A 23240-nucleotide genomic window follows, 5' to 3' on the forward strand; every position below is an offset into this window, starting at 1 on the left:
GTAGTCCCAGCGGTTCACCCACAGCGCGCGCCCTTCCTCCATCGCGGCGGGCGCGGGCGGAGCGGGATCCGGCGCGGCGGGGATGGCGGGGAGCAGCGGCGCGGCGGCCGTCCGCACCGTGGCGGATGGCGAGCGGAGCGCCACCCCCGCCGCCGTCCCGCCGAACAGCAGCGCGGGCACGCCGACGAGCAGGGCGCGAGAGATCATCGGGTTCATGCGCACAAACCTTCAGCCGCGCCGGGCAGGGCACGGTGGATTCGGAGATTGAGGAGCCCGGGAACGGGCTCGAGCGGAGGGCTGGCCGATTGATAGCCGCCTGCCCGCAGGATGTTCCGCCGAGCCCGCTTCGCGATCACCGCACGGCGATGCGGAGGGAGGGAGCCGCACCCGGCGGGCGCGCCCTTCCCCTCCGTGACCTCCGTGGCCCCCGTGCCCTCCGTGGGAGACGCCGTTCAACGGAGCCGGCCTCGCGCCCCGCCCCGCCGGAGCGCGCGAGAACCAAGGCCCGGTGCACGGGCGTGCTTGACACGGAACACCGGACCCGCTATACTCCGTGCTGCGACAATGAAGCCAGAGTACACGTGACCTGGGATGCGATCGCACCCCGGGTCTTTTTGTGTTCTGGGCAGTGAAGCGGGCCGCGCGGGGCCGATCATCCGCGCAACCAGTACAGGCGATCGTTAGGTTCGGACGACCCGTACCACGAGAGTCGGTCAACAAAACAACAGGAGTACGGGATGCGTACGACCGGAACCGTCAAGTGGTTTAACGACAGCAAGGGCTTTGGCTTCATCACCCCCGAGGGTGGTGCCAAGGATTGCTTCGTGCACCACTCCGCCATCCAGGGCCAGGGCTTCAAGACCCTCGCCGAGGGTGAGCGCGTGGAGTTCGAGGTGGTGCAGGGCCAGAAGGGCCCCGCCGCCGAGAACGTCGTTCGCCTGGGCTGAGCCCACGCAGCACACGTGATCTGAGAAGGGGCCGCCCCAGCCGGGGCGGCCCCTTCTTTTTTCCATCTCGCGATCGCCCCGGCGGGCGTTGCGCCCGGGATGAAGGAAAGGGCCGCTCCCCACGGGGGGAGCGGCCCTTTCCTTCAATCAGCCGGGCCCGTCAGGGGCAGGCGGGCGGCAGGATGATGTTGCCGGCGCTGTCGGCGCCCGCCACCAGGCAGTTGCTGGTCACGGGGCCAAAGACGGTGAAGGAGCGCGACGCCGTCTGCGCGTCAGGCCCGTCCGTCACCGTCACGCGAAGGGCGAACGTCTCGTCGTTGCCCACCCAGTCCGTGTAGCTGGAGCCGCTCCCCACGGTGTACCAGGTGCTGGACCCGTCCGGGCGCTTCTCCCACACGTAGCTGTAGCTCCCCGCGCCGCCGATGCCGGACGCGGTCCAGGTGTACTGGCCCGCCGTGGACGGCCGGGTGGTACCCGAGGTGCTGATGCCCACGCGGCCCACGATGGCGCGGTACGCATTCAGCTTGCCCGCGCCGAAGGTGTTGGCCGTGCCCCACGGATCGGCACTCGCCTTCACGCGGTCGCGGATCTGCAGCTCGGTCCAGGTGGGATTCCGCGACAGCACCATTGCCGCCACGGCCGCCGCCTGCGGCGCCGCCGCCGACGTGCCGGAGAAGGTGGAGCTGTAGTCCACGTTTCCGCCCGGGCCGTCGTTGCACCCGCGTGACCCCGTCAGGTCGGTGCTGATGATGTCGCCCACGCACATGTCCGTCGTGTGCCCGCTGGGCGCAACCACGTCGATGGCCGCTCCGTCCGGCGCGTAGTCCGTCACGAAGCCGTTGCGGTTGATGGCGCTTACCGTCAACACGTTGCTGAGGGTGCCGGGGAACTGCACCGCGCCGATCTGCCCCCACCCGCGGCGCGACGTGTTGCCCGCCGCGAACACCATGACCGTGCCCTTGCCGCCGCGCCCTTCCGTGACCGCGCGGCCGATGGCGCTCTGGATGGCGGTGCTCACGCTGCCGCCGCCCCAGCTGTTGTTCATCACGTGCGCGCCGTTGTACCACGCCGTGTTGATGGCCTGGGCGATCTGGTTGTCCGATGCCGGGCTGCCCACGTCGTTGAAGATGCGGATGGGCATGATCTGCGCTGCCGGGGCCACGCCCGCCATTCCGCTGCCGTTGTTGTGGTCCGCGCGGATCACGCCCGCCACCAGGGTGCCGTGCGAGTAGTTGCCGCCTGGGTTGACGGAGCACGAGGTGCAGCCCGGGTTCTGGAAGGTGCCCGTGAATGCGTCGTACCCCCAGCGATAGTCGTACATGTCCGGATGGGTGATCTCCACGCCGTCGTCCACCACGGCGATCACCAGCGGGCCGGCCGCCGCGGACCACGCGCCGTAGCTCAGGTCCCACGCGAACTCGGCGTTGATGTCCACGCGCACGCCGTTGAACAGCGTGTTGTTGTGCAGATAGTACTGGTCCGCGTAGAACGGGTCGCTGGGCACGGCGGCACGCTGCCACGCCTGCACCTTGTCCGGGTCCGCCCACTCCACCAGCGGGTCCTTTCGCAGCTGCGCCGCCAGATCCAGCGGGTCACCCCCGCGGCGGTACTCCAGCCACACCACGTCCGGCTCGGCGGCCACGGGCTCACGCACCACGCGCGTGCCGAACGCGGCGTTCAGGCGCGCAAGGTCGCCGCGGCTCCACCCCTTGGTGAGCTTTACGCCCACGCGGTTCAGCAGCACGACGCGCGCGTTGCTCGACGCCACGCGGTACACGCTGGCGGCAAAGTTGAAGCGCGAATCGGCCCGCAGCGCGCGGGCGGCCTGCGCCGTCGTGGCCTGGTCGGCGCCGGACAGCTGCAGCACCCAGTGGTTGGCCGCCTGGGGCAGCCGCTCGGCGCTCTTGACGCTCACGCCCAGCGTGGCGAGCACCGCGCGGGCGGGCGCCGTGGGGGGCAGCGAAGACTCCACCGAAACCTCGCCCGCTTCCACCACCAGCGGAATCTGCTCGTCGCCGTAGAAGAAGAAGCTCTGCTCCTGCCCGGCCGCCGCGGCCACGGCCGTCTGCTCGGGGGCCAGGGGGTCCTGCTGGTCGGTGCACGCGGTGGAAGCCAGCGCGAGCACCAGCGCGGCCATGCGGCCGGCGGTCGTACCAAATCGGTTCGTCATGCGAGGGCACATAAGGTGTGCCCGGCGAGGGCTGCCGGGCGATGTGGATCGCGTTTCCCCCAGGGTGTGTCCAGCGGGAAACAAACTCCGTTGGCCAACGGTTCCCGACAGGATACACAAAGATGTGTTTCCGCGCAATCCGTCCGAAAAAGTTTCGTTACGGGGCCGCTCGGGTGCCACGCGCCTGGGTTGCAGACACCCTGAACCGGACCGAATGGACGGCTCGCGGAAGGGGAAGCGGGCGGGGAGAAAAGAAAGCGGGCCGCTCCCGCGTGCTGCGGGGCGGCCCGATCGGTACTACCACACCGGCCTTTGTCAGGCGGCCGGGGCCACCAGGACGTTGGAGGCAGCCGCAAAGAACGGCTTGGTGGTGGGGTCATCCAGCTGAATCTGCAGCAGACGGCTTCCGTCACCCGTCTTGCCGAGCAGGGCCGTCACCACGCCCACGCCGGCCGTGCAGAACACGTTCTCGCCCACCGCGGGCATCCGCTCCGTCGCCGGAATCCAATCCGGCCGCGCTTCGGTGTTGACGAACAGGTCTTCGTCACGAATGCGCCGGATGCTGTTTCCAATCGCCATCAGTTACCTCCTTGGTGCGATGGTAGTCCCGAAGAAAGCCGTTCCGCCTACGCCTTGTGCCGGTACGTAATGCGTCCGCGGGTAAGGTCGTACGGGGAGAGCGAGAGCGTGACGCGGTCGCCCACCATCACGCGAATCTTGAACTTGGTCATCTTGCCCGCGCCGTAGGCGAGGACGATGTGACCATTCTCCAGCTTCACCCGGTACTTGCGGTCCGGCAGAACTTCGGTGACGTGACCGTCGACGACGATTCCCTCTTCCTTGGCCAAGCGCTCTCCACGATCCTGGGTTGAACGAAAATACGCCCGCGGCGCACGGTGTCGCGGAAGGTGCCCGCGGGCGGCGCCCAGGCGGGAGTCGGACGGACTCCCGGCATCAACAGCTCTGATACCAACGCAAGTTTTTTTGGTTCCCGGCCAGAGGAGACTGGCACTCCCGCGGAGCTGTCCTGGCCGTTCACCGCCGGGGCACCGCTCCTCCCGCACCATCCGGATGGCGAACGGCAGCGCAGACCGCGGAAGACGAACTCCGTGCGCGGGGCGGTTGCCGAGGCCGGAGCCGAACACCCACGCTGGACCTCGATCACGCGAACAACGACTACGAGGCTGTCGTCCAGCCCTGCGCGGGCACCTGCATCCGCCCCGCATCAGAGATTCCCTTCCGCAACGGGGGCTCCGCCCCGGGTTCCCGCGTTCAGCAGCTCAAGCTGGCGCGCGTACACGTACAGGCGGTCCCGCGAGCGGCCTGTCACCTCCCGCGCGATCCCCGCCCGTTCCAGGCGCTGCAGCGCGGCGTTCACCGTGGGCCAGGTGAATCCCAGCTCCGCCGCCGCGCGAGGGGCGGAAAGCACGATGCGCTGTCGCAGCAGATCGTACACGCGCAGCGCCGACCCGGCCGCGCGCCCCAGCTGCGCGACCCGCTGCTGGTCCTCTTCGAACAGGGCGCGCAGGGCAAGCGTGGTGCCGGCCGCCTGCCGGGCGACCGCGTCCACGCCGACCAGGTAGAAGTGCAGCCACCCCTCCCAGTCGCCGTGAGTGCGCACCCGCTGCAGGGCGTCGTAGTACTCCGCCCGGTTCTCCCTGAGGTACAGGCTGAAGTAGAAGAAGGGCCGCGTAAGAAGCCCTTCGACTCCCAGAATGAGGCTGATCAGCAACCGCCCGATCCGGCCGTTGCCGTCCAGAAAGGGGTGAATGGTTTCGAACTGCGCGTGCGCCAGCCCCGCCTTTACGATTGGCGCGGTCCGGCCGTACTCGTCATGAAGAAACCGCTCCAGGTTTCCCAGCGCGGTCATCATCTCGTGGGGAGGCGGCGGAACGAAGCGCGCGTTCCCCGGCCGGCTGCCCCCGATCCAGTTCTGAGTGCGGCGAAAGTCGCCCGGCGCCTGCGCGCTCCCCCTCCCCTCCTGCATCAGCACTCCATGCAGTTCGCGGATCAGGCGCAGACTCAGGGGAAGCTCGCCGCGCTGAATGCGCCCGAGGCCGTGGTACAGGGCCGCTACGTAACGGGACACCTCCTGCACGTCGTCCAGGGGCGTGCCGGGGACGGCGTCGTTCTCGTACTCCAGCAGATCGGAGAGCGTGGACTGCGTCCCCTCGATCTGGCTGGAGAGCACCGCCTCCTTGCGGACGTACATGTAGAGCAGGCGGTCCGGATCCATGGTCCCCGACACGCCCTCCAGCTGCCCCACCGCATGGACGGCCTCCTCGTGAATCCGCAGCAGCTCCGGCGTGAACGCCACCGGCGGATCGGGCGGAAGTGGCGCGGGAATGAAGGCCGCGAAGCCCTCGGGGCCACCCTGCTGCTGTACCCAGCTACCCGCTCTGCTCATACGGCGACTCCGGTATGCGCGGCGCTGAGCCAGCGCGAACTTTGGATAGCGATTCCCGCTATCAAAAGATAGCCGCTGAACTTTTGATAAGGCAATCTGCTATCAAAAGTTCGCGTCGCGTCCAGCCGCCGGGAGGAGCCATGCCGCACGCACATCCCGTCCGGTGCACCTGACGAGAATCTGTCTGACGAGGTGTCGGCACCCTCGCCGACGGCGGTGCATCACCCCCGTTCACCTTCCCCTGACAGCCGCTCGGCCCCATATTCCACACCCTGGGCGCCGGCGCTCCCGCCGCCGGGCGACCCCTTCGCAACGCGTTGGGGTACAAGCAGTTCGCTTTGCCGCACACCCTTCCGGATCTTCCCCGCAGAGGCCGATGTCGTTCGTTCACCTGCACTGCCATTCCGAGTACTCGCTGCTGGACGGCGCCAACCGCATCGGCGACCTCATCAAGCGGGCCAAGGAGTTCGAGCAGCCCGCGCTGGCCCTGACCGACCACGGCTGCATGTACGGCGCGTGGGTCTTTCAGGAGCAGGCCAAGAAGGCCGGCATCAAGCCCATCATCGGCATGGAGGCGTACGTGGCGCCCGGCGCGCGCACGGACCGCAGCAAGGCCAAGGGCGAAAAGGGCTACTACCACCTGGTGCTGCTGGCGCGCGACCACCAGGGGTACAAGAACCTCACCAAGCTCACCTCCATCGGCTACACCGAGGGCTTCTACGGCAAGCCGCGCATTGACCGCGAGGTGCTGCAGAAATATTCCGAGGGGCTCATCGTCACCTCCGCCTGCCTGGCGGGCGAGATCGCGCAGCACCTCATGGAGGACCGCTGGGAGCAGGCGCGCGAGGCGGTGGCGTGGCACCAGGACATCTTTCGCGACCGCTACTACCTGGAGGTGCAGGGGCACGACAGCCAGGGACAGGACGAGCTGAACCGCCGCATCTTCAAGCTGGCGCAGGAGATGAGCGTGCCCGTGGTCGCCAGCAACGACGCGCACTTTCTGAACGCGCACGACCACCAGGCGCACGACGTTCTGCTGTGCATCGGGCTGGGCAAGGACTTCAGCGACCCCAACCGCATGAAGTACGACAACCAGCTGTACTTCAAGAACACCGACGAGATGGCTGCGCGGTTCCCGGGGCGCCCCGACGTCCTGACCAACACGCTGCAGATCGCCGACGAGTGCAACTGGAGCTACCCCAAGGGCTACCACGTTCCCGCCTTTCCCACACAGGAAGAAGGCTTCGTCACCGAAGACGAAATGCTGCGCGCCTGGGTGTGGAGCGGCGCGCTGAAGCACTACGCGGGCGGGGCGGGCGGGGCGACGGGTGAGCCGGCCGAGGTGCAGGGCCGGTTGGAGGACGAGATCCGCGCCGCGCTGCCGCCCGAGATCGTGGAGCGGGTGGAGTACGAGCTGGGGGTCATCACCTCGCTCAAGTACTCCGGCTACTTCCTCATCACGGCCGACTTCATTCGCTGGGCGCGCAACCACGACATTCCGGTGGGCCCCGGGCGCGGCTCGGCGGCGGGATCCATCGTCGCCTACTGCATGGGGATCACGGACTGCTGCCCCATCAAGTTCGACCTGCTGTTCGAGCGGTTCCTGAACCCCGAGCGCGTGTCCATGCCCGACGTGGACGTGGACTTCTGCTTCGAGCGGCGGGGCGAGGTGATCGAGTACGTGCGCGACAAGTACGGGCGCGACGCCGTGGGCCAGATCATCACCTTCGGGACGATGAAGAGCCGCGCCGTCATCAAGGACGTGGGGCGCACCCTGGGGTTCGCCCCGGCGGAGACGGACAAGCTGGCCAAGCTGATCCCCAACGGCCCCGCCTTCAGCATGACGGTGGAGGAGGCGCGCGAGAAGATCCCCGACATCAAGGAGCTGTACGATCGGGACGAGCGCTACCGGCAGCTGCTGGACTATTCGTCCACGCTGGAAGGCTTGTCGCGCCACTCGTCGGTGCACGCGGCCGGCGTGGTGATTGCCCCCGGCCCGCTGGACGAGTACGTCCCCATCTGCACCCAGAGCACCAAGGGGAGCGGCGGCACGGGCGAGTCCGTGATCGTAACGCAGTATGACATGACGTGCCTGGAAAAGGCCGGCATGCTCAAGATGGACTTCCTTGGCCTCAAGACGCTCACGGTCATCTACGACACCGTGGTGGACATCCGCCGGCGCTACGGCGCGCTCAAGCACCCGGTGACGGGCGAGGTATACGCGCGGCCTGAGGACATTCCGCTGGACGACGCCGAGCCGTACGCCATGATGGCCCGAGGCGGCACGGCGGGGGTGTTCCAGTTTGAATCGGCGCTTGCGACGGAAAAGATCCGGCAGATGAAGGCGGACCGGTTCGACGACCTGATCGCCGCCAACGCCCTGCTGCGCCCCGGCCCGCTGGACATGGGGATGGACATGGTGTTCATCCGCCGCAAGCTGGGACAGGAGCCGGTCAAGTACCCGTTCCCTGAACTGGAAACGGTGCTGGAGCCCACGCAGGGCGTGATCGTGTACCAGGAGCAGGTCATGCGTATCGTCCAGATTCTGGGCGGGCTCACGCTGGCCGAGGCGGACGTGCTGCGAAAGGCGGTGGGCAAGAAGGACGCGGAGCTGATCGCCAAGGAGCTGGGCAAGTTTGTGGAGAAGGCCGTCGAAAAAGGCCATCCACGGCAGCAGATCAAGGACCTGGCCGACCAGATCGAGGCGTTCGGACGGTACGGTTTCAACAAGTCGCACAGCGCCGCGTACTCGCTGGTGGCGTACCAGACGGCGTGGCTCAAGTGCTACTACCCGGCCGAGTTCATGGCGGCGCTGATGTCGTCCGTCGTGGACAAGATCGACGACGTGGTGTCGTACATCGCGCAGTGCAAGGAGATGGGCCGCTTCATCCCGCGCGTGGGGCGCGAGGGGATCGAGGTGCTGCCCCCGCACGTGAACGAGAGCAACTGGAAGTTCACGGTGGTGGGCGAGGGCGTGGGCAAGATCCGCTTCGGGCTGGGCGCCATCCGCGGCGTGGGCGAGGGCGCGGTGCGCAGCATCATCGCCGCGCGGCTGGCGGAGGGGCCGTTCACCAGCATGTTCGACCTGCTGGTGCGCATTGACCTGCGGCTGTGCAACAAGCGGGTGCTGGAGGCGCTGATCTGCGCCGGGGCGCTGGACGGATTCGAAGAAGAGGGCGCGGGGCGCAGCCAGCTGCTGGCCGGGCTGGACGCCGCGTTCGCCAACGCGCAGATGATTCAGAAGGAGCGCGAGAGCGCGCAGGACAGCTTTTTTGACATGCTGCTGGGCGGCGGCGACGCGGGCGCGGCCACGCTGGTGCAGGCCCCGCCGCTGCCCAAGGTGGAGAAGTGGACGGAGACGGAGCGCCTGGCGCGGGAAAAGGAAATCCTGGGCTTCTTCATCAGCGGGCACCCGCTGAACCGGTACCGCGAGGACGTGGCGTTGTACGAGACGCGCACCACCACGGCCATGCTCAAGCACCAGAAGGACTGCAAGGTGGAGCTGGCCTGCGTGGTGACGGAGGCGGCCCGCCAGATCAGCAAGAAGGACGGCAGCGAGTGGGGCCGCATTACGGTGGAAGATTTCCACGGAACGGCCACGGTGCTTGCGTTCGGCGACTCGTGGGCTAAATACAAGGACGTGCTGCAGCAGGACGCCCCGGTGATCATCCGCGGCGCGGTGAGCAACCGCGAGCGAGACGAGGAGGATCCGCCCATGTTCCTGGACAGCGCGATCCCCCTGGGCCAGATTCGCGAGAGCGGCGACGTGGGGGTGCAGATCGAGATCGCGTCGGCCGGCGTGGCGCCGGAAGCGATCGCCGCCGCGAAGCAGGCGCTGGCCGAGCATTCCGGCGAGGGTCCCCTGTTCGTGGTGTGGAAGAACGGCGGCGGCGACGGTTCCGCCCCGCGGCTGCGCTCCCGGTCCATTCGCGTGGCCCCGCGCGACGAGCTGCTGATTGCGCTCCGCGACGCGCTGGGGAGCGAGCGGGTGAGCCTGCACCGCGACGCGCCCGCCGTGGTGGCGCAGCAGCGCGAGGAGCGGTTCCCACGGCGCGGCGGCGGTGGTGGAGGCGGCGGCGGCGGGTTCAGCATCCACAGCGGGGGGGAGTAGGGGAACTGCAGGGAATAGGGAATAGGGAATAGGGAATAGGGAATAGGGAATAGGGGGTTCGGCGCGGGAGATGAGGGCGGGGCGCGGGGCGGGCTGGGGCCCTCACCCGGCCGCGCTGAGACGCGTCCACCCTCTCCCACGAACAGATGTGGGAGAGGGGGCACACCCCAGGGCGGCGCGGGGCGACGGTGGCGGCGCGTGTGGCTGGCTGCGACAAGCGAGTGAAGTCGCGGCAACAACGGCGCAAAGTCCGCCTCCAGCAGCGAACGTATTCGCCGCTGGAACGGCACGAAGGGCCGCCTGCGCGGACTGCACCGGCCGGCCCCGAGGCGTGCGGCGCACTGGGCACTGGGCACTGGGCACCGGGCACCGGGCACCGAGCACTTCCGCACTCCGCACTCCGCACTGCCCTTCTCGCGTGAGGGATGCGGGCCCGGAGGGGCGAGACGCCGGGGCGCCCGCGAGAGGATGTCGGAATGGCGGGGGCCGGGGGCGCCCCGGTGGCTCGACGCACTTGGGCACAGTTGTATCGTGCCCTAGTGCGCCCGCAGCCCGGCCCGGAGCGCAGCGGAGGGACACGCCCACACCCGCCGTTCCTTTTTGCAGAAGCCGACGAACCTGATGGTCCTGCGATCAACCAAGCAGAACCTCATTCAAGAGAGCCCGATTTGGCGACCGTAGCGCACCTGGACTTTGAACGCACCATCGCGGACGTGGAGGAGCAGATCTCCTCGCTCCGTACGCTGGCGCGCGAACGCGGCCTGGACGTCAGCAACGAACTGCTGGCGCTGGAGCGCAAGCTCAACGGCCTCAAGCACGACACCTTCGCCAACCTGTCGCCCATCGAGCGCGTGCAGGTGGCCCGCCATCCCAAGCGTCCGTACATGCTGGACTACACGGAGATGGTGTTTACCGACTTCGTGGAGCTGCACGGCGACCGCCAGTTCCGCGACGACGCCAGCATCGTGGGCGGCTGGGCGCGCCTGGACGGCGAAACGGTGATGGTGCTGGGGCAGCAGAAGGGCCGCGACATGAAGGAGAACCTGCTGCGCAACTTCGGCATGCCGCACCCCGAGGGCTACCGCAAGGCGCTCCGGTTGATGAAATTGGCGGAGAAGTTCCGCCGCCCCCTCATTACGCTCATCGACACGCCGGGGGCCTACCCCGGCATCGGCGCCGAGGAGCGCGGCCAGGGCGAGGCCATTGCCCGCAACCTGCGCGAGATGGCGGCGCTCACCATTCCCTCCATCGCCGTCGTCATCGGCGAGGGGGGATCGGGCGGCGCGCTGGCCATCGGGGTGTCGGACCGCGTGCTCATGCTGGAAAACAGCATCTACTCGGTCATCAGCCCCGAGGGGTGCGCGGCCATTCTGTGGAAGAGCGGCGCCGAGCGCGACAAGGCGGCGACCGCCATGAAGATCACCGCCGGCGACCTCAAGGGGCTGGGGGTGATTGACGAGGTGATCCCCGAGCCGGCCGGCGGGGCGCACAGCAACTGGGAAGACACCGCACTGGCCCTCAAGGCCGCGCTGGTCCGCAACCTGGCCGAGCTGCGGCCGCTCTCCGTGCAGGAGCTGCGCGAGGCCCGCTGGGCCAAGTACATGGGGATGGGGCGCTGGCGACAGGCCGGCTGACCCGCCCCGAGATCCGCATCTGCGGACCCGAACCAACATGATGCCGCCGCGTGTTCCCCCGGAGCGCGCGGCGTGCGCGATAAAGTGGAGGTACCCGTGGGACTGGAGCTTCCCGTGTTCCAGCCCCTTCCGTCGGCCGAGGGGCAGACCTTTCTGGTGGAGGTCGGCTTCAAGGGGATGAGGAAGGGCTTCTATACCTGCACCGATCCGTCGGTGCGGGCCAACGACTGGGTGATGGTGGAGGTGGAGCGCGGCCGCGACGTGGGCCGCGTGGTGTCGCTGGGCGGCGTGGCGCAGAAGAAGTGCGGCGACGGCCCCGTGCTGTTCCCCGTCCTGCGTCCCGCCGAAGAGGACGAGGTGCGCCAGGTATACGTGCTGCGCGCCGACGAGGAGCGCGTGCGCCGCGGCACCCGTGAGATGGTGCAGCAGCACGGGCTGCACATGAAGGTGAGCGACGCGGAGTGGCAGTGGGACCGCAACAAGCTCACCATCTTCTTCACCGCCGAGCGGCGCGTGGACTTTCGCCAGCTGGTGCGCGAGCTGGCGCGGACGTTCCGCACCCGCATTGAGCTCAAGCAGATCGGGGTGCGCGACGAGGCGGCGCAGCTGGGCGGCGTGGGCCGGTGCGGCCGTGCGCTCTGCTGCAGCACCTGGCTGCGCGAGATCAAGCCGATCTCCCTGCAGCTGGCCAAGGACCAGAGCCTGTCGCTGAACCCGCAGCAGATCAGCGGCACCTGCGGCCGGCTGATGTGCTGCCTGACGTATGAGCACGATGCGTATCTGCAGGCGCGCAAGCGCTTTCCCCGCGAGGGCAAGACGATCCGCACCACGGTGGGGAACGAGCGGGTGATCGCCATCGACATCTGGCGCATGCAGGTGACGCTGCAGGACGAGAACCGGCAGCGCCGCACCATCGACCTGGAGCAGCTCAAGGCCGAAACCGTGGTGCAGCCGGCCGCCGCGCCGGTGGCCCGCGCCGAGCGGCCGCAGCTGCCCAGCCTTCCCAACCCGGCGCAGAGCCAGCGGCCGCCCCGCCGCCCGCGCCGCCCAATGGAGCCGAAGCCCGAGTGAGCCGGTTTTACCTGACCACGGCGATCGACTACGCCAACGGCGATCCGCACCTGGGCCACGCCTTTGAAAAGATCGGCGCGGACGCGATTGCCCGGTACCACCGGCTGATCGGGGACGACGTCCGCTTCTGCATGGGGATGGACGAGCACGGGCAGAAGGTCGCGCAGACGGCCGCCGCCCGCGGCGTGGAGCCCCAGGCGCTGGTGGACGAGCTGGCCGGCCGCTTCGCCGGGATGTGGCGGCGGCTGAACATCAGCAACGACCGCTGGGTGCGTACGACGGACGCCCACCACCGCCGCGGGGTAAAGGCGCTCATCGAGCGCGCCCTGGAGCGCAGCCCGGACGATTTCTACGAGAAGTCGTACGAGGGGCTGTACTGCGTCGGGTGCGAGCTGTTCAAGCGCGAAAACGAGATCCAGGACGGCCGCTGCGTTCTGCACCCCACGCGCGAGCTGCAGTGGACGGAAGAACGCAACTGGTTCTTTCGCCTGACCAACTACCAGGATTTTCTGCGGGCGCACTTTGACGCGCACCCGGACTTCCTCCGTCCGGCGTCGCGGCGCAACGAGATCCTGGCGCTGCTGGAATCGGGGCTGGAGGACATCAGCATCACCCGCGCGCGGCTGTCATGGGCCATCCCCTTTCCCCGCCCCACCAGCGACGGGGTGGACCAGGGGACCTGGGTGTGGTTCGACGCGCTCCCCAACTACCTGACCGACACCGGGTATCCGGACGCGGACTGGGAGGCGTGGTGGCCGGCGCAGCTGCACGTGGTGGGCAAGGACATCACCCGGCTGCACGCGGTGATCTGGCCCGCCATGCTGCACTCCGCGGGGCTTCCGCTGCCGCACGGCGTGTGGGGCCACGGCTTCGTGACGCTGGGCGGGGAAAAGTTCAGCAAGTCGTCCGGCGTGTCGCTGGAGCTGGACGAGGCGATCAACCGCTTTGGCGCGGACGCGTTCCGCTACTTTCTGATCCGCGAAGTGCCGTGGGACGCGGACGGCGCGTTCAGCTGGGAGCGGTTCACGGACCGGTACACGTCGGAGCTGGCGAACGGGCTGGGGAACCTGGCCAGCCGCGCGACCTCCATGATCGGCAAGTACCACGGCGGCGTGGTGCCCGCGTCGCCGCTGGCGGCGTCGGAGGACGTTGCCTCCGCCGTGCAGCGCTACCGCGCGGCGATGGACTCCAACCTGCTGCACACGGGCGCGGACGTGGCCTTCGAAGTGGTGCGCACGGCCAACGCGCTGGTGGCGGAAAAGCAGCCGTGGAAGATGGCCAAGGACCCGGCGCTGGCGGGCGAGTTGGACGCGGTGCTGGCCACGATGGTGCGCTACCTGGCCGTGTCCGCCGTCCTGCTGTCGCCCTTCATGCCCGGCAAGGCGGCGGAGCTGTGGGCGCGCCTGGGCTCCGGCCGCGAGTCCCTGCCGGGGCTGGACGAGCTTGCGGCGCTGGACGTGAGCGGATGGACCGTGCAGCCCGAGGGCATCCTGTTCCCGCGCCCGGAAGTCGCCGCGCCGGCCTGATCCTGGCGGGATGGCTCTGCGGATGGGTCACCGGGGGAGGGCGCGAGCTCGCCCCCGGTTTCTGTTGCTGGATCATGTCTGGAACCCGAGTGACGACACGTCATGCCCCGTAGCTACAGAGCGATCCTTCACGGTGATCGGGTGGAGTGGATCGATCCTCCTCCGGATGCGGATGGCTCGGTGGAGATCACCATCACTCCCCTCCATGAGCCGGCCCGTCCGGCTCGCCGCGGAGAGAAGATGGCGGCTGCACTGGAAGCAATTGCCCTTCGCGGTGGGTTTGTGGAGATCCCTGATCCAGCAAGGTGGCAGCGGGAGATCCGCGGCCACCTGTGAACGCCGCCCTACCCCGGCGCGCATGCCCTCCTGAGCGGATGAATCCGCCGCTCGAACCGCGGGAAGCCCCGACACGTGGCCGCTGCCGCGTCCACGTTCGGGGCTTCAACTGCCTGAACCGCAAAGACCCACACCATGCATGATCCACGGCCGCGCTCGCGGGGGCTGTACGTTCGCCTGACCCTCACGACGATGATCCTGGGGCTGGCGTTGCGCGAGACGCGCGAAGGGTTGCTTCCGTTCGTCACTCTGTACCTGGGCGACGTGCTGTGGGCGGCGATGGTCTTCTTTCTGATCGCCACGATTCTGCCCGCCCTGTCCACGCGGCGGGTCGCGATCGGGGCGGCGGTGTTCTCGCTCGTCATCGAGCTGAGCCAGCTGTACCATGCGCCGTGGATCGACGGCATCCGCCAGAACCGGCTCGGCGGGCTGGTGCTGGGATTCGGGTTCCTGTGGAGCGACCTGGTCTGCTACGCGGTGGGGATCGGACTCGCCGCGCTGGCGGACGCCCGTCTGCCCCGCGTGCGCGACTGACGCTTGCGGCGGCCGGGCGCGGGCTGGATATTGGACGCGCCGAAAAACATCGGCCGGTCCACAGTAAGTCCGGCCACCCCGCACCGGGGGAATGTCCACCGCGCCACGGAGCGCGGGAGGACCCGCGGCCAGGTACGCCCCGCGCTTGTGCGAGGGCGCGTATCGGGCGTGCGCCCCGGTGTCGCAGCACTCGGCTCCCCAGTCGTGCCGATGGATGCGTTCACCCGTTCCCGCCCGAACGGACCTGAACGCATCCATTTTTGCGAAAGGGGTCACCCCATGCTGCGGCTGAACCACGCCAACCTGCCCGTTCCCGACGTCCCCGCCCTGCGCGACTTCTTTGTGCGCCACTTCGACTTCCGTGTGGTGGGCACCCGCCCCTCCGACGCATTCGTCGTGATGGAGGGCGCGGACGGATTTCGCCTGAACCTGATCCGTACGCGCGCGGAGGAGCCCGGATACCCGCGTGACTTTTACGTCGGCTTTCTGGTGGACGCGCCGGAGACGGTGCGCGCCAAGCACGCGGAGCTGACCGCCGCGGGCGTCGCGGCCGGAGACGTGCAGCAACTCGCGCGCGGCGGAGAATCGTCCGTCACCTCCTACTGCCACGCGGGCAACGGGATTCTGGTGGAAGTCGGCTGCCCGGAACGGCGCTAGGCTGAAGGAACGTGCGGGCGCCGGTTCGGCGCCCGCACGCCGCGAGCCGGTCAGACCGGTCCGCCCCACCACGTTCCGATGATTGCACGATCGCGATCCGCCGGAAGGATCGGCTGTACACGGCCTGCGCGGAGTCGAGGGATGACGGCGACGATGATGATGGGTACGGCTGCATCGCTCGCGCTGGGGCTGGAGCGCGCGCGCCTGCGCCTGCACTTTGCGCGGGTGGACGCGCTGCTCGCCGGCGCGCCCGTGCCCGCCGGGGGGCGCGCATCCGCGCGGCGGCGCTCGCTCGCGCAGCTTCGCGCGTACGCACGCGAGGGCCGGTTTCCGCTGCACGGCGGCCGCGGACCGCGCCGGCCGGTGTTCATCGACCACAGCGGGACGCACTGCGCGATGGGGCACCTGCTGGCCATCAACGGCCACGCCCCGCTCGCCCTCCGCATTGCCCGCGAACAGAACTACGCGCTCCTCCCCGCGCTGGCCGGCACACCGGGGCTGCTCGACGCCGTGCGCTCGCTCGGGCTGACCGCCGAGGAGGCCGCCCTCATCCAGCCGGCGTACGATGACCGGCCGGGCGCGGCAGTGGAACTGGAGCCCGGGCCCGGCCCGCTCGGGAACCTGGTATTCATCCTCGCGATGGCCCTCCTGTTCAGCTCGGTGCTGATGGGCCTCGCGCTGCTGGTTTCCACGCACCTTCGGCACGCCCTCCTGGACCGCTCGCCCGAGCGCGCCCTGGCAACGCTCGTGTTCGTCTTTGGAGGCGTGCTGGTGGGGGCGGTCGCGCTTCTCATCGCAGTCTGATCCGCTTCGCACCCCATGCACGACGCCGCCCGCTCACTCACCTTCGTGACCGATCGCGACCGGATGGACGTGGACGCCATCCACACGTTTCTGTCCGAGGAATCGTACTGGGCACAGGGGATTCCGCGGGACGTGGTGCAGAGAGCGATGGCGGGCTCGCTCTGCTTCGGCGTTCTGGACGGCTCGCGGCAGGTGGCGTTCGCCCGCGTCGTTACGGATGGCGCCACGTTCGCGTATCTGTGCGACGTGTTCGTCATCCAGGAGTACCGGGGGCGCGGGGTGGCGCACCAACTGATGCAGGTGATCGACCGCCATCCCGCGCTGCAGGGACTGCGGCGGTGGAACCTGGTCACCCGCGATGCGCACGACCTCTATGCGCGGTTCGGGTTTACCGCTCCGGCGCGGCCGGAAGGCTACATGGAGCGGCTGCGGCCCGACATCTACACGGCACCCCTTCCCGCCGTGGATCCCGGCGGATCACGGGATTCGGAAAGATGAGGCACCGTCCACACGTTCGGGCGCGGATGCTTTCGCCGAAGATGCGGATTGCGCACCGCGATCCAAACCGGATGCGCCTTCCGCGGCTCGTGGCGGGGCTGGCCTGCATGCTCGCCGCGGCGTGCGCGACCGCGCGGCCCGGAGTACCGTCCGGCCGGTCCGCGGCGCCCGTCGTGCGGCTCGTGGATTCGCTCCGGTACGAGAACGACATGAGCGACGGCACGCACCGGCGCGTGGAGGTGCGCACGGCGGCCGGGGTGGACACCCTGCGCGGGGTGCGCACCTTTGATCTCCCGGTCATGATGGGAGATACGATGCTGCGGGGCCTTGCGTACAAGGACGACCGGCTCGCGTTCGGGTACGAGTACGACGGGCGCGCGCGGCCGTCCGACGCATTTCCCTTCCCCGCGACGTGAGCCCGACGATGTCGGGGTCCGCGCTGTCGCCGGACGGCAGGCACATCGCGTACGTGGCGTTTTCCGATGGCCCCGTAGGCTACGGCGTCGTGCGCACCTGGCCGGGAAAGCGGCTGCTGCTGCGGACCAGGAGCGTGGAGGTGCCCGCCACGGACAACCCGGGCGGAAACCAGGTCCGCTGGCCGTCCGCGGACACCGTGGAAATCTACGTAGAAGCGGGGTGCTGCACGGACGTGACGTGGTACCGCGTGCGCGCTTCGTTGGCCCCGCCCCGCATCCTGTCGGCGGATACCGTCCGCACCCTCCCGCCCTGACGGAGCGCCAGGATGGACGGGCAGATGACCGATGCGCGAAGCAGGGCGCGCGGGTAGGTTGCGCCCTGCCGCGCATCCCTCGCGCGCGGATCGAATCCACACCACCTCCCGAGACCAGGCCCCATGCGCATCCGCACCCTGATCGCCGTCGCCCTTGCCGCGCTCGCCGCCGGCGCGCTTCCCGCCACGGCGCAGACCACCCCCGAGCAGGAGGTTCGCGCCGCGGTGGACCGCATGTTCACCGGAATGCGGACGGCGGACAGCGCGATGGTCCGCTCCGTTTTTCACCCCGAGGCGCGCCTGCAGAGCGTGGCCGTGCGCGGCGATTCCGTGATGGTGCGCACCGAGCCGGTGGACGGGTTCGTACGCGCCGTGGGCACGCCGCACGAACAGGTGTGGGACGAGCGCATCAGCAACGTGGAAATCCGCGTGGACGGCGAGTTGGCGACCGCGTGGATGAACTACGCCTTCTATCTGGGCGACCGGTTCAGCCACTGCGGCGTGAACGCCTTCCAGTTCGTCCGCACCGGGCAGGGGTGGAAGGTGGTGCAGATCATCGACACGCGGCGCCGCCAGTGCGCCAGCACGCCGGGATGACGGGTGCCTTGCCGCCCCGCTGACGCCAACGCGCGCAGAGAGCGGCCAACGAGCACGGCCACGAGGCGGAGAGATGCCCATGAGATGTTTTCTTCCGGCGGCACTGACGGTGCTGCTCACGGGGTGCGCCGCCGCCGCGCGCCCGACCGCCGCAGGGCCAGCCACGGCGCACGTCCTGGGACTCATCGGGGACACCACAGCCCGCAGGTACTGGCCGCCCTTCGCCACGCGGGACGGAGCGGGGAACCTGTACGTGGCCACGCCGGGCAGCGGGGTGCAGATCCTGAGGCCGAACGCGCCGCCCACCCAGGTTCGCCAGCGCGACGGACGCCGGGCGAGCTACGGCCGGCTCAGCTGGATCGGCGATACTCTGGCCGTTGACGGCTGGCAGTCGTGGCGCCTGTTCAGCCCCTCGGGCAACGAGGTGGGATGCCGTCGCTTTGAGCACGCCCACAACGAATTCATCCCGCAGATTCTGGAGGGAACGCCGCTGCCCGGCGGCCTGACCCTCGGCGAGTTCCGGCCGGCCTACCCGGGACAGGGAATCTCCATTCCGCTCGTGGTTTCCCGCGACCAGCACATCATCCGTACGCTCGCGGTGGCGCCGCCGGAGCCGCGGCCGGTGAGCGTTCGGTGGCCGCACAACAAGGGCGCCTCGTCCCAGCTGCAGCCCGGGCTTGAGGCGCGGCCGCTCTGGGCCGCCGCGGACAACGGCTCCGGCGTTGTCTGGATTGAGCAGCCTGCGCCTTCCGCTCGGGGCACGGTTCCCGTGGAAGTGCGTTGGATCGAGGTCTCCGGCCGGATTCGTTATCGCACCGCCCTGGAGGTTCCCGTACTCGCCATGAGCGCGGCGTGGAAGAACCAGAGGGCGAGGGAGTGGGCGCATCCCGGTGCGACCGACCAGCGGACCGCGGAGGAAACGGCCGCACTGGCACGGGCATTCAGGAAGGCCGTTTTGTTTCCCGACTACCACGCCCCCGTCGCCAACGTCGTCGCGGGCGCGGACGGGACGGCGTGGCTTCGGCTGGCCACCGAGTCTGAGGCGGCCACATGGCTGCACCTGGATGTGCACGGCCATCAGGTCCGGCGCGCGGTGCTCCCCGCCCGTTTCATCCCGATGTACGCGGATGCGGCGGGGCTCTGGGGCGCCATGGAGGAGCCCGGCGGCCTGCGCGTGCTCCTGGTCGGTCCGCAGCCGGTGGCGTATGCGTGGCCGGAGCTTCCCCCCGCGCCCGAGCCGGTCATCGTCACCCGCCTGTGGCGAGGATGCGACCAGGACTGACCCGCGGCACACATGAGAATGCCATGAAGGAATCTGGGACAACGATGCGAAACTGATACGGGTGCAGATTCTGCACGATGTATTGCACACTGCACCCACGCGGCAGGGCGCGGAGCGCGGACGATCAATCGCAAGTCATTGCAATACAACACCTAAGCTCCATGCAGAGGATCGGGAACGCATGGTGCACTTCCGGGATCCCGAACCGGAAAACACGCTGAGCAGAGAAGGGACCTACGCGGGCCGCTCCTTTGGTAAGCGCTTGGGATGCATCCGTTTGCTTGACACCCCGGCGAGCCCGTCCTACCTTCCGACCCTTCCCACATCATCGTGGACTCTGATCCGGCGCGCGGGTGCCATCCCCCCGCGTGTTTCCGTCACCAGAATATAGCCGTTCCCCATGCCGCATTCCCGCTGGACGCTCATGCTCGTGCCCCACGACAACGAGCGTGTCCGCTCGTTTCAGGTGTCGAGCCGCAGCATCCGCAACGCCGCCGGCGCCGCCCTCGTGGCCGCCGTCCTGATGGGCACCTTCTCCATTGCCTTCTTCGTCAAGCAGTCGCACCACGTTCAGAACGCCGGGCTGCGCCAGGAAAACCAGCTTCTGGCCAGCGAGGTGGACCAGATGCGCCGTCAGATGGCGGAACTGGACCGCTCCATCGCGGCGCTGACGGAAAAAGATGAGCAGGTGCGCGTGGTCGCCGGTCTGCCGCAGATCGACGAGGACGTGCGCAAGGCGGGTGTGGGCGGCCCCGGATTCGGCAGCCGCGCCACGGCCGCGCTCGCGCGGCTGAACCCGCGCGTGGGCCGCAAGGTGGAGGCGACCTCCGAAGACCTGGGCGGGCTGGTGCGCCGCGCCGCGCTCCTGCGCAGCAGCATGGACGAGGCGCTGACGCAGATCCAGCGCAACCAGCAGCGCATGGCCAGCACCCCCACCATCCTTCCCACCACGGGCCACCTGTCGTCGCTGTTCAGCAGCGGCCGCTACCACCCGGTCCTTCGCATCACGCGCCCCCACAAGGGCATCGACATCGCCGCGCGCATCGGGCAGCCGATCCTGGCCCCCGCCCGTGGCCGCGTGGTGTTCGCCGGCAACCGCAGCAACGGCTACGGCAACATGGTGGAGATCGACCACGGCTACGGCTACATCACCCGCTACGCCCACGCCTCGCGCCTGCGGGTGCGCACCGGGGAGTCGGTGGAGCGCGGCCAGCTGATCGCCGACGTCGGCAACACCGGGCTCACCAGCGGGCCGCACCTGCACTACGAGGTGGAAGTGAACGGCCAGCAGGTGGACCCCATGAACTTCGTGATCGGCGACGCGCTTCCCTGAGCGCCGCCCACCCGCTGGCACGCACGATGAGGAGCGCCCCCTTGCCGGGGGCGCTCCTTTGTCCTATCTGAGGCACCATGTTGAGCTTTCTACTCGCGCTGGGGCTGGCCGCCGCCGACAGCGTTCCGGCGCCGCGCCCGGCCGCCGCGCCCGCCGTGGTGGTGCACCGCCAGCCCGCACTGCCCATCGTGGCGCTGCGGCTTTCGGTGCTGGCCGACGATCCCGCCGGCTACGCGGGCGCCGGGCACCTGATGCAGCACCTGCACCTGCCGCGGCTGCAAGACCGCGCGGCGCGCGTGGGCGGCCGCGTGCAGGCCGAGCGCACCTCCGACGCGGTCGTGTACACCGTCGTGGGGCCCGCGTCGGAGCTGGGCTACCTGGCCGAGACGCTGCAGGCCACGCTGGCCGCCCCCGCCGCCGGAACGCCGGAGATGCTGTCCGCGCTCGCCGCGCTCAACGAGGAGCGCGGCGCCGAGCGCGAAGTGGCCGCCAGCTACATCCGCGGCGCGCTGCGCGCCCGGCTGTTTCCGCAGGACCTGTCCGCGGCGGGAACGGAGGCCAGCGCCGCGCGGCTGTCCGTGGCGCGGCTGGGGGACGTGTGGGGGGCCATGTACCGGCCGGACCGCGTGTCCATCGTGGCCGTGGGCGACGTGGAGATCGAGGGAGTGCGCCGCGCCTTTCGCGACGTGGCCGCACCCGCCACGCGGCCGCTGGAGGCGTTCGCCGACACCGTGCGCGCGCTGGCGGCCGACACGCCGCAGGCCACGCGCGCCTGGATTGCCCGCGGGTGGAGCGCGTCGGAGCTGGATCCCGCGGCCGTCACCGTGGCCACGCGGCTCATCCGCACGCAGTTGCGCCGCAGGATGACGCGCTCGGCGGTGGAGGTGGAGCACTGGTGGACGCACGACGGGCAGGCGGTGGCGCTGGTGGTGGCCACGCCGGATTCGCTGGTGCGCGTGGCCCGGTCCAGCGCGGACGCGGCGCTGGCGACGGTGGCGGGCGCGCTGGACGACCGGGCCGTGCGCGACGCGGCGGCCGGGGTGCGGCGCGAAATGCTCTTCTTCGCCCGGACGCCGGAGCGGATGGCGGAGGTGCTGGGCGCGTTCGCGGACCGCGGGCTGGGGCCGGACGCGGCGCAGCGCTTTTTTGCCGCGGTGGAGGAGGTGACGGCGGACGACGTGCGCGCGGTGCTGGCCGCGCTGGGCGAGAACGGCGTGGTGGCGGTGGACGTGCCCGCCCAGCGGCTGCGGAGGCCGTCGTGATGCGCTCGGGCTGGATCGCCGCCGCGCTGGCGCTTGCCTCCGCTTCCGCCGCCGCGCAGGACCGGGTGATGGTGCGCCCGGAGCCGGGGACGCCCGTGGTGGCGGCCGAGGTGCTGATCGCCGTGGGCCCGGTAGACGAGGCCGCGGGCAAGGAGGGGATCACGTACCTGACGGCGCGCAGCGTGACCGCGCCCATCCTTCCCGTGCTGGATTCGCTGGAGGCGCGGCTCACGGTGGAGCAGCAGAAGGACGCCGTTTCCTTTACCGTCATCGCCGCGCCGGACACGTGGGAAGAGGCGACGCGCACGCTGCTGGTGGCGCTCTTTCGCGATCCGGTGGACAGCGTGGCCACGGTGCGCCAGCGCACGGCGACGGTGGCGGAACTGGCCGCGCGCGAGGGGAGCCCCGCCGACGCGCTGGCCCGCGAGGTGGATGCCGCCGTGTTCGGCAAGGAACATCCGTGGGGCCGCCCCGCGGTGGGCACCGCCGCCTCCGTCCGCCGCCTTCGCCCCGGCGAGGTGGATGCGTTTCTGCGCAGCGGATTCACGGCGGACCGCGCGGTGGTGGCCATCGTAGGCCCCGTGCAGCGCGGCGCGGGCGAGGCGCTGGCCGCGTTCATGGAGCCCGGCCCGCTGCGGTTGCCGGAGATTGATCCGCCCTCCCCCGCGGATGAGCCGGTGCGCCAGAACTACCAGGCGATCACCGCGTGGGTATCGGCCACCTATCCGTTCTCCACGGACGCCGACGAGGAGGCGATCCGCATGTTGGCGCGGCTGGCGCTGGAGCGGGTGAGCTTCGGGGTGCAGCGCCCGCAGGTGTACGACGCGAGCGCCGAGGTGGTGCGCTACGCCGGCGGGGGAGAGCTGCGCATGCAGCTGGTGGTGCCCCCGGGGGAGGCGGAAGACTGGGCGAATCGGCTGGCGCAGGCCGTGTCGGAGTACGCGGACGAGCCCCTCTCGGACCCCATCTTTGCCGAGCGGCTGCGGCGGTTTCGCGGCGAGCGGCTGCTGGAGCTGGAAGGGCCGGAGGACCGCGCGCGCACCCTGGCGCGCCGCATGATGCTGGGACTTTCCACCAGCGCGCTGACGGACGCGGAAGCGCTTACCCCCGCCCGCCTTCGCGCCGCCGCCCGGGCCCTGCGCGACCCCATCGTGGTCTACCTGGGCCCGTTCGTGGAAGAAGAGTCCGGCAACTGAGGTGGAACGAGCCGTTTACGGGAGCTCAGCCGCTTGACCCAGTAGTCCGGCTTTCGGCGATGGTGCGCCAAGGCCACGATCAAGGGGCCGGCGAGCTCGAGAACGTACACGATGCTGAACGGATAGCGAAACACGACAAGTCTCC

20 protein-coding genes and 1 pseudogene are annotated in these 23240 nt (G+C 69.6%); 16 read left to right on the forward strand and 5 right to left on the reverse strand.

The genetic code is table 11. The features are described from left to right. Nucleotides 1-207, reverse strand: a pseudogene (locus VF665_RS07930) (hypothetical protein); the annotation flags it as partial. Between the two features lie 530 nt (nucleotides 208-737). On the opposite strand from VF665_RS07930, the gene VF665_RS07935 reads away from it, so the two are divergent. Continuing rightward, nucleotides 738-947 carry a cold shock domain-containing protein gene (locus VF665_RS07935; RefSeq protein WP_170035004.1) on the forward strand — a complete coding sequence of 70 codons (210 nt, stop codon included), beginning with the start codon at nucleotides 738-740 and terminating at the stop codon, nucleotides 945-947. A gap of 160 nt (nucleotides 948-1107) precedes the next feature. Here VF665_RS07935 and VF665_RS07940 read toward each other — a convergent pair whose 3' ends face one another. The 4 genes from VF665_RS07940 to VF665_RS07955 form a co-directional block, all read right to left on the reverse strand. Beyond that, entirely contained in the window at nucleotides 1108-3117 is a 2010-nt protein-coding gene (locus VF665_RS07940) for a S8 family serine peptidase (RefSeq protein ID WP_331052874.1), read from the reverse strand. Between the two features lie 315 nt (nucleotides 3118-3432). Next, nucleotides 3433-3696 carry a hypothetical protein gene (locus VF665_RS07945; protein WP_331052875.1) on the reverse strand — a complete coding sequence of 88 codons (264 nt, stop codon included), beginning with the start codon at nucleotides 3694-3696 and terminating at the stop codon, nucleotides 3433-3435. A gap of 47 nt (nucleotides 3697-3743) precedes the next feature. After that, the gene (gene infA, locus VF665_RS07950) at nucleotides 3744-3965 is read right to left on the reverse strand and encodes a translation initiation factor IF-1 (RefSeq protein WP_170035002.1); all 222 of its coding nucleotides are present in this window, start codon (nucleotides 3963-3965) and stop codon (nucleotides 3744-3746) included. Nucleotides 3966-4342: 377 nt separating this feature from the next. Next, on the reverse strand, nucleotides 4343-5524 hold the full coding sequence (locus VF665_RS07955; protein ID WP_331052876.1) for a Fic family protein: 1182 nt from the start codon (nucleotides 5522-5524) through the stop codon (nucleotides 4343-4345). Between the two features lie 376 nt (nucleotides 5525-5900). Here VF665_RS07955 and dnaE point away from each other — a divergent pair, with 376 nt between their 5' ends. The 15 genes from dnaE (at nucleotide 5901) to VF665_RS08030 (ending at nucleotide 23095) form a co-directional block, all read left to right on the forward strand. Continuing rightward, nucleotides 5901-9635, forward strand: coding sequence for a DNA polymerase III subunit alpha (gene dnaE / locus VF665_RS07960; RefSeq protein WP_331052877.1), 3735 nt, complete (start codon nucleotides 5901-5903; stop codon nucleotides 9633-9635). 668 nt (nucleotides 9636-10303) lie between these two features. Then, nucleotides 10304-11269, forward strand: coding sequence for an acetyl-CoA carboxylase carboxyltransferase subunit alpha (locus VF665_RS07965; RefSeq protein WP_331052878.1), 966 nt, complete (start codon nucleotides 10304-10306; stop codon nucleotides 11267-11269). Nucleotides 11270-11341: 72 nt separating this feature from the next. Beyond that, entirely contained in the window at nucleotides 11342-12340 is a 999-nt protein-coding gene (locus VF665_RS07970; protein WP_331052879.1) for a regulatory iron-sulfur-containing complex subunit RicT, read from the forward strand. After that, nucleotides 12337-13866: a methionine--tRNA ligase gene (metG, locus tag VF665_RS07975; protein WP_331052880.1), complete on the forward strand. Its 1530-nt coding sequence runs from the start codon at nucleotides 12337-12339 to the stop codon at nucleotides 13864-13866. Before VF665_RS07970 ends, metG begins: the two co-directional genes overlap by 4 nt. 471 nt (nucleotides 13867-14337) lie before the next feature. Further along, nucleotides 14338-14736, forward strand: a complete 399-nt coding sequence (locus tag VF665_RS07980; RefSeq protein ID WP_331052881.1) for a DUF2809 domain-containing protein — start codon at nucleotides 14338-14340, stop codon at nucleotides 14734-14736. A 279-nt stretch (nucleotides 14737-15015) separates the two neighbouring features. Then, a complete protein-coding gene (locus VF665_RS07985) occupies nucleotides 15016-15393 on the forward strand; it encodes a VOC family protein (protein ID WP_331052882.1) in 378 nt (125 codons plus the stop codon). Between the two features lie 141 nt (nucleotides 15394-15534). After that, nucleotides 15535-16197, forward strand: a complete 663-nt coding sequence (locus VF665_RS07990) for a hypothetical protein (protein WP_331052883.1) — start codon at nucleotides 15535-15537, stop codon at nucleotides 16195-16197. A gap of 15 nt (nucleotides 16198-16212) precedes the next feature. Further along, entirely contained in the window at nucleotides 16213-16695 is a 483-nt protein-coding gene (locus tag VF665_RS07995; RefSeq protein ID WP_331052884.1) for a GNAT family N-acetyltransferase, read from the forward strand. Nucleotides 16696-16766: 71 nt separating this feature from the next. Further along, nucleotides 16767-17111, forward strand: coding sequence for a hypothetical protein (locus VF665_RS08000; RefSeq protein ID WP_331052885.1), 345 nt, complete (start codon nucleotides 16767-16769; stop codon nucleotides 17109-17111). An 8-nt stretch (nucleotides 17112-17119) separates the two neighbouring features. Beyond that, a complete protein-coding gene (locus tag VF665_RS08005; RefSeq protein WP_331052886.1) occupies nucleotides 17120-17425 on the forward strand; it encodes a hypothetical protein in 306 nt (101 codons plus the stop codon). Between the two features lie 123 nt (nucleotides 17426-17548). Further along, entirely contained in the window at nucleotides 17549-18022 is a 474-nt protein-coding gene (locus VF665_RS08010; protein ID WP_331052887.1) for a nuclear transport factor 2 family protein, read from the forward strand. A gap of 253 nt (nucleotides 18023-18275) precedes the next feature. Beyond that, nucleotides 18276-19304: a hypothetical protein gene (locus VF665_RS08015; RefSeq protein ID WP_331052888.1), complete on the forward strand. Its 1029-nt coding sequence runs from the start codon at nucleotides 18276-18278 to the stop codon at nucleotides 19302-19304. A gap of 400 nt (nucleotides 19305-19704) precedes the next feature. Next, on the forward strand, nucleotides 19705-20637 hold the full coding sequence (locus VF665_RS08020) for a M23 family metallopeptidase (RefSeq protein ID WP_331052889.1): 933 nt from the start codon (nucleotides 19705-19707) through the stop codon (nucleotides 20635-20637). Between the two features lie 80 nt (nucleotides 20638-20717). Beyond that, the gene (locus tag VF665_RS08025) at nucleotides 20718-21899 is read left to right on the forward strand and encodes a hypothetical protein (RefSeq protein ID WP_331052890.1); all 1182 of its coding nucleotides are present in this window, start codon (nucleotides 20718-20720) and stop codon (nucleotides 21897-21899) included. Further along, entirely contained in the window at nucleotides 21896-23095 is a 1200-nt protein-coding gene (locus VF665_RS08030; RefSeq protein WP_331052891.1) for a hypothetical protein, read from the forward strand. Before VF665_RS08025 ends, VF665_RS08030 begins: the two co-directional genes overlap by 4 nt. The last annotated feature ends 145 nt before the right edge of the window (nucleotides 23096-23240 follow it).

Origin of the sequence: Longimicrobium sp. (genome assembly GCF_036387355.1) — a bacterium.
Lineage (GTDB): Bacteria > Gemmatimonadota > Gemmatimonadetes > Longimicrobiales > Longimicrobiaceae > Longimicrobium.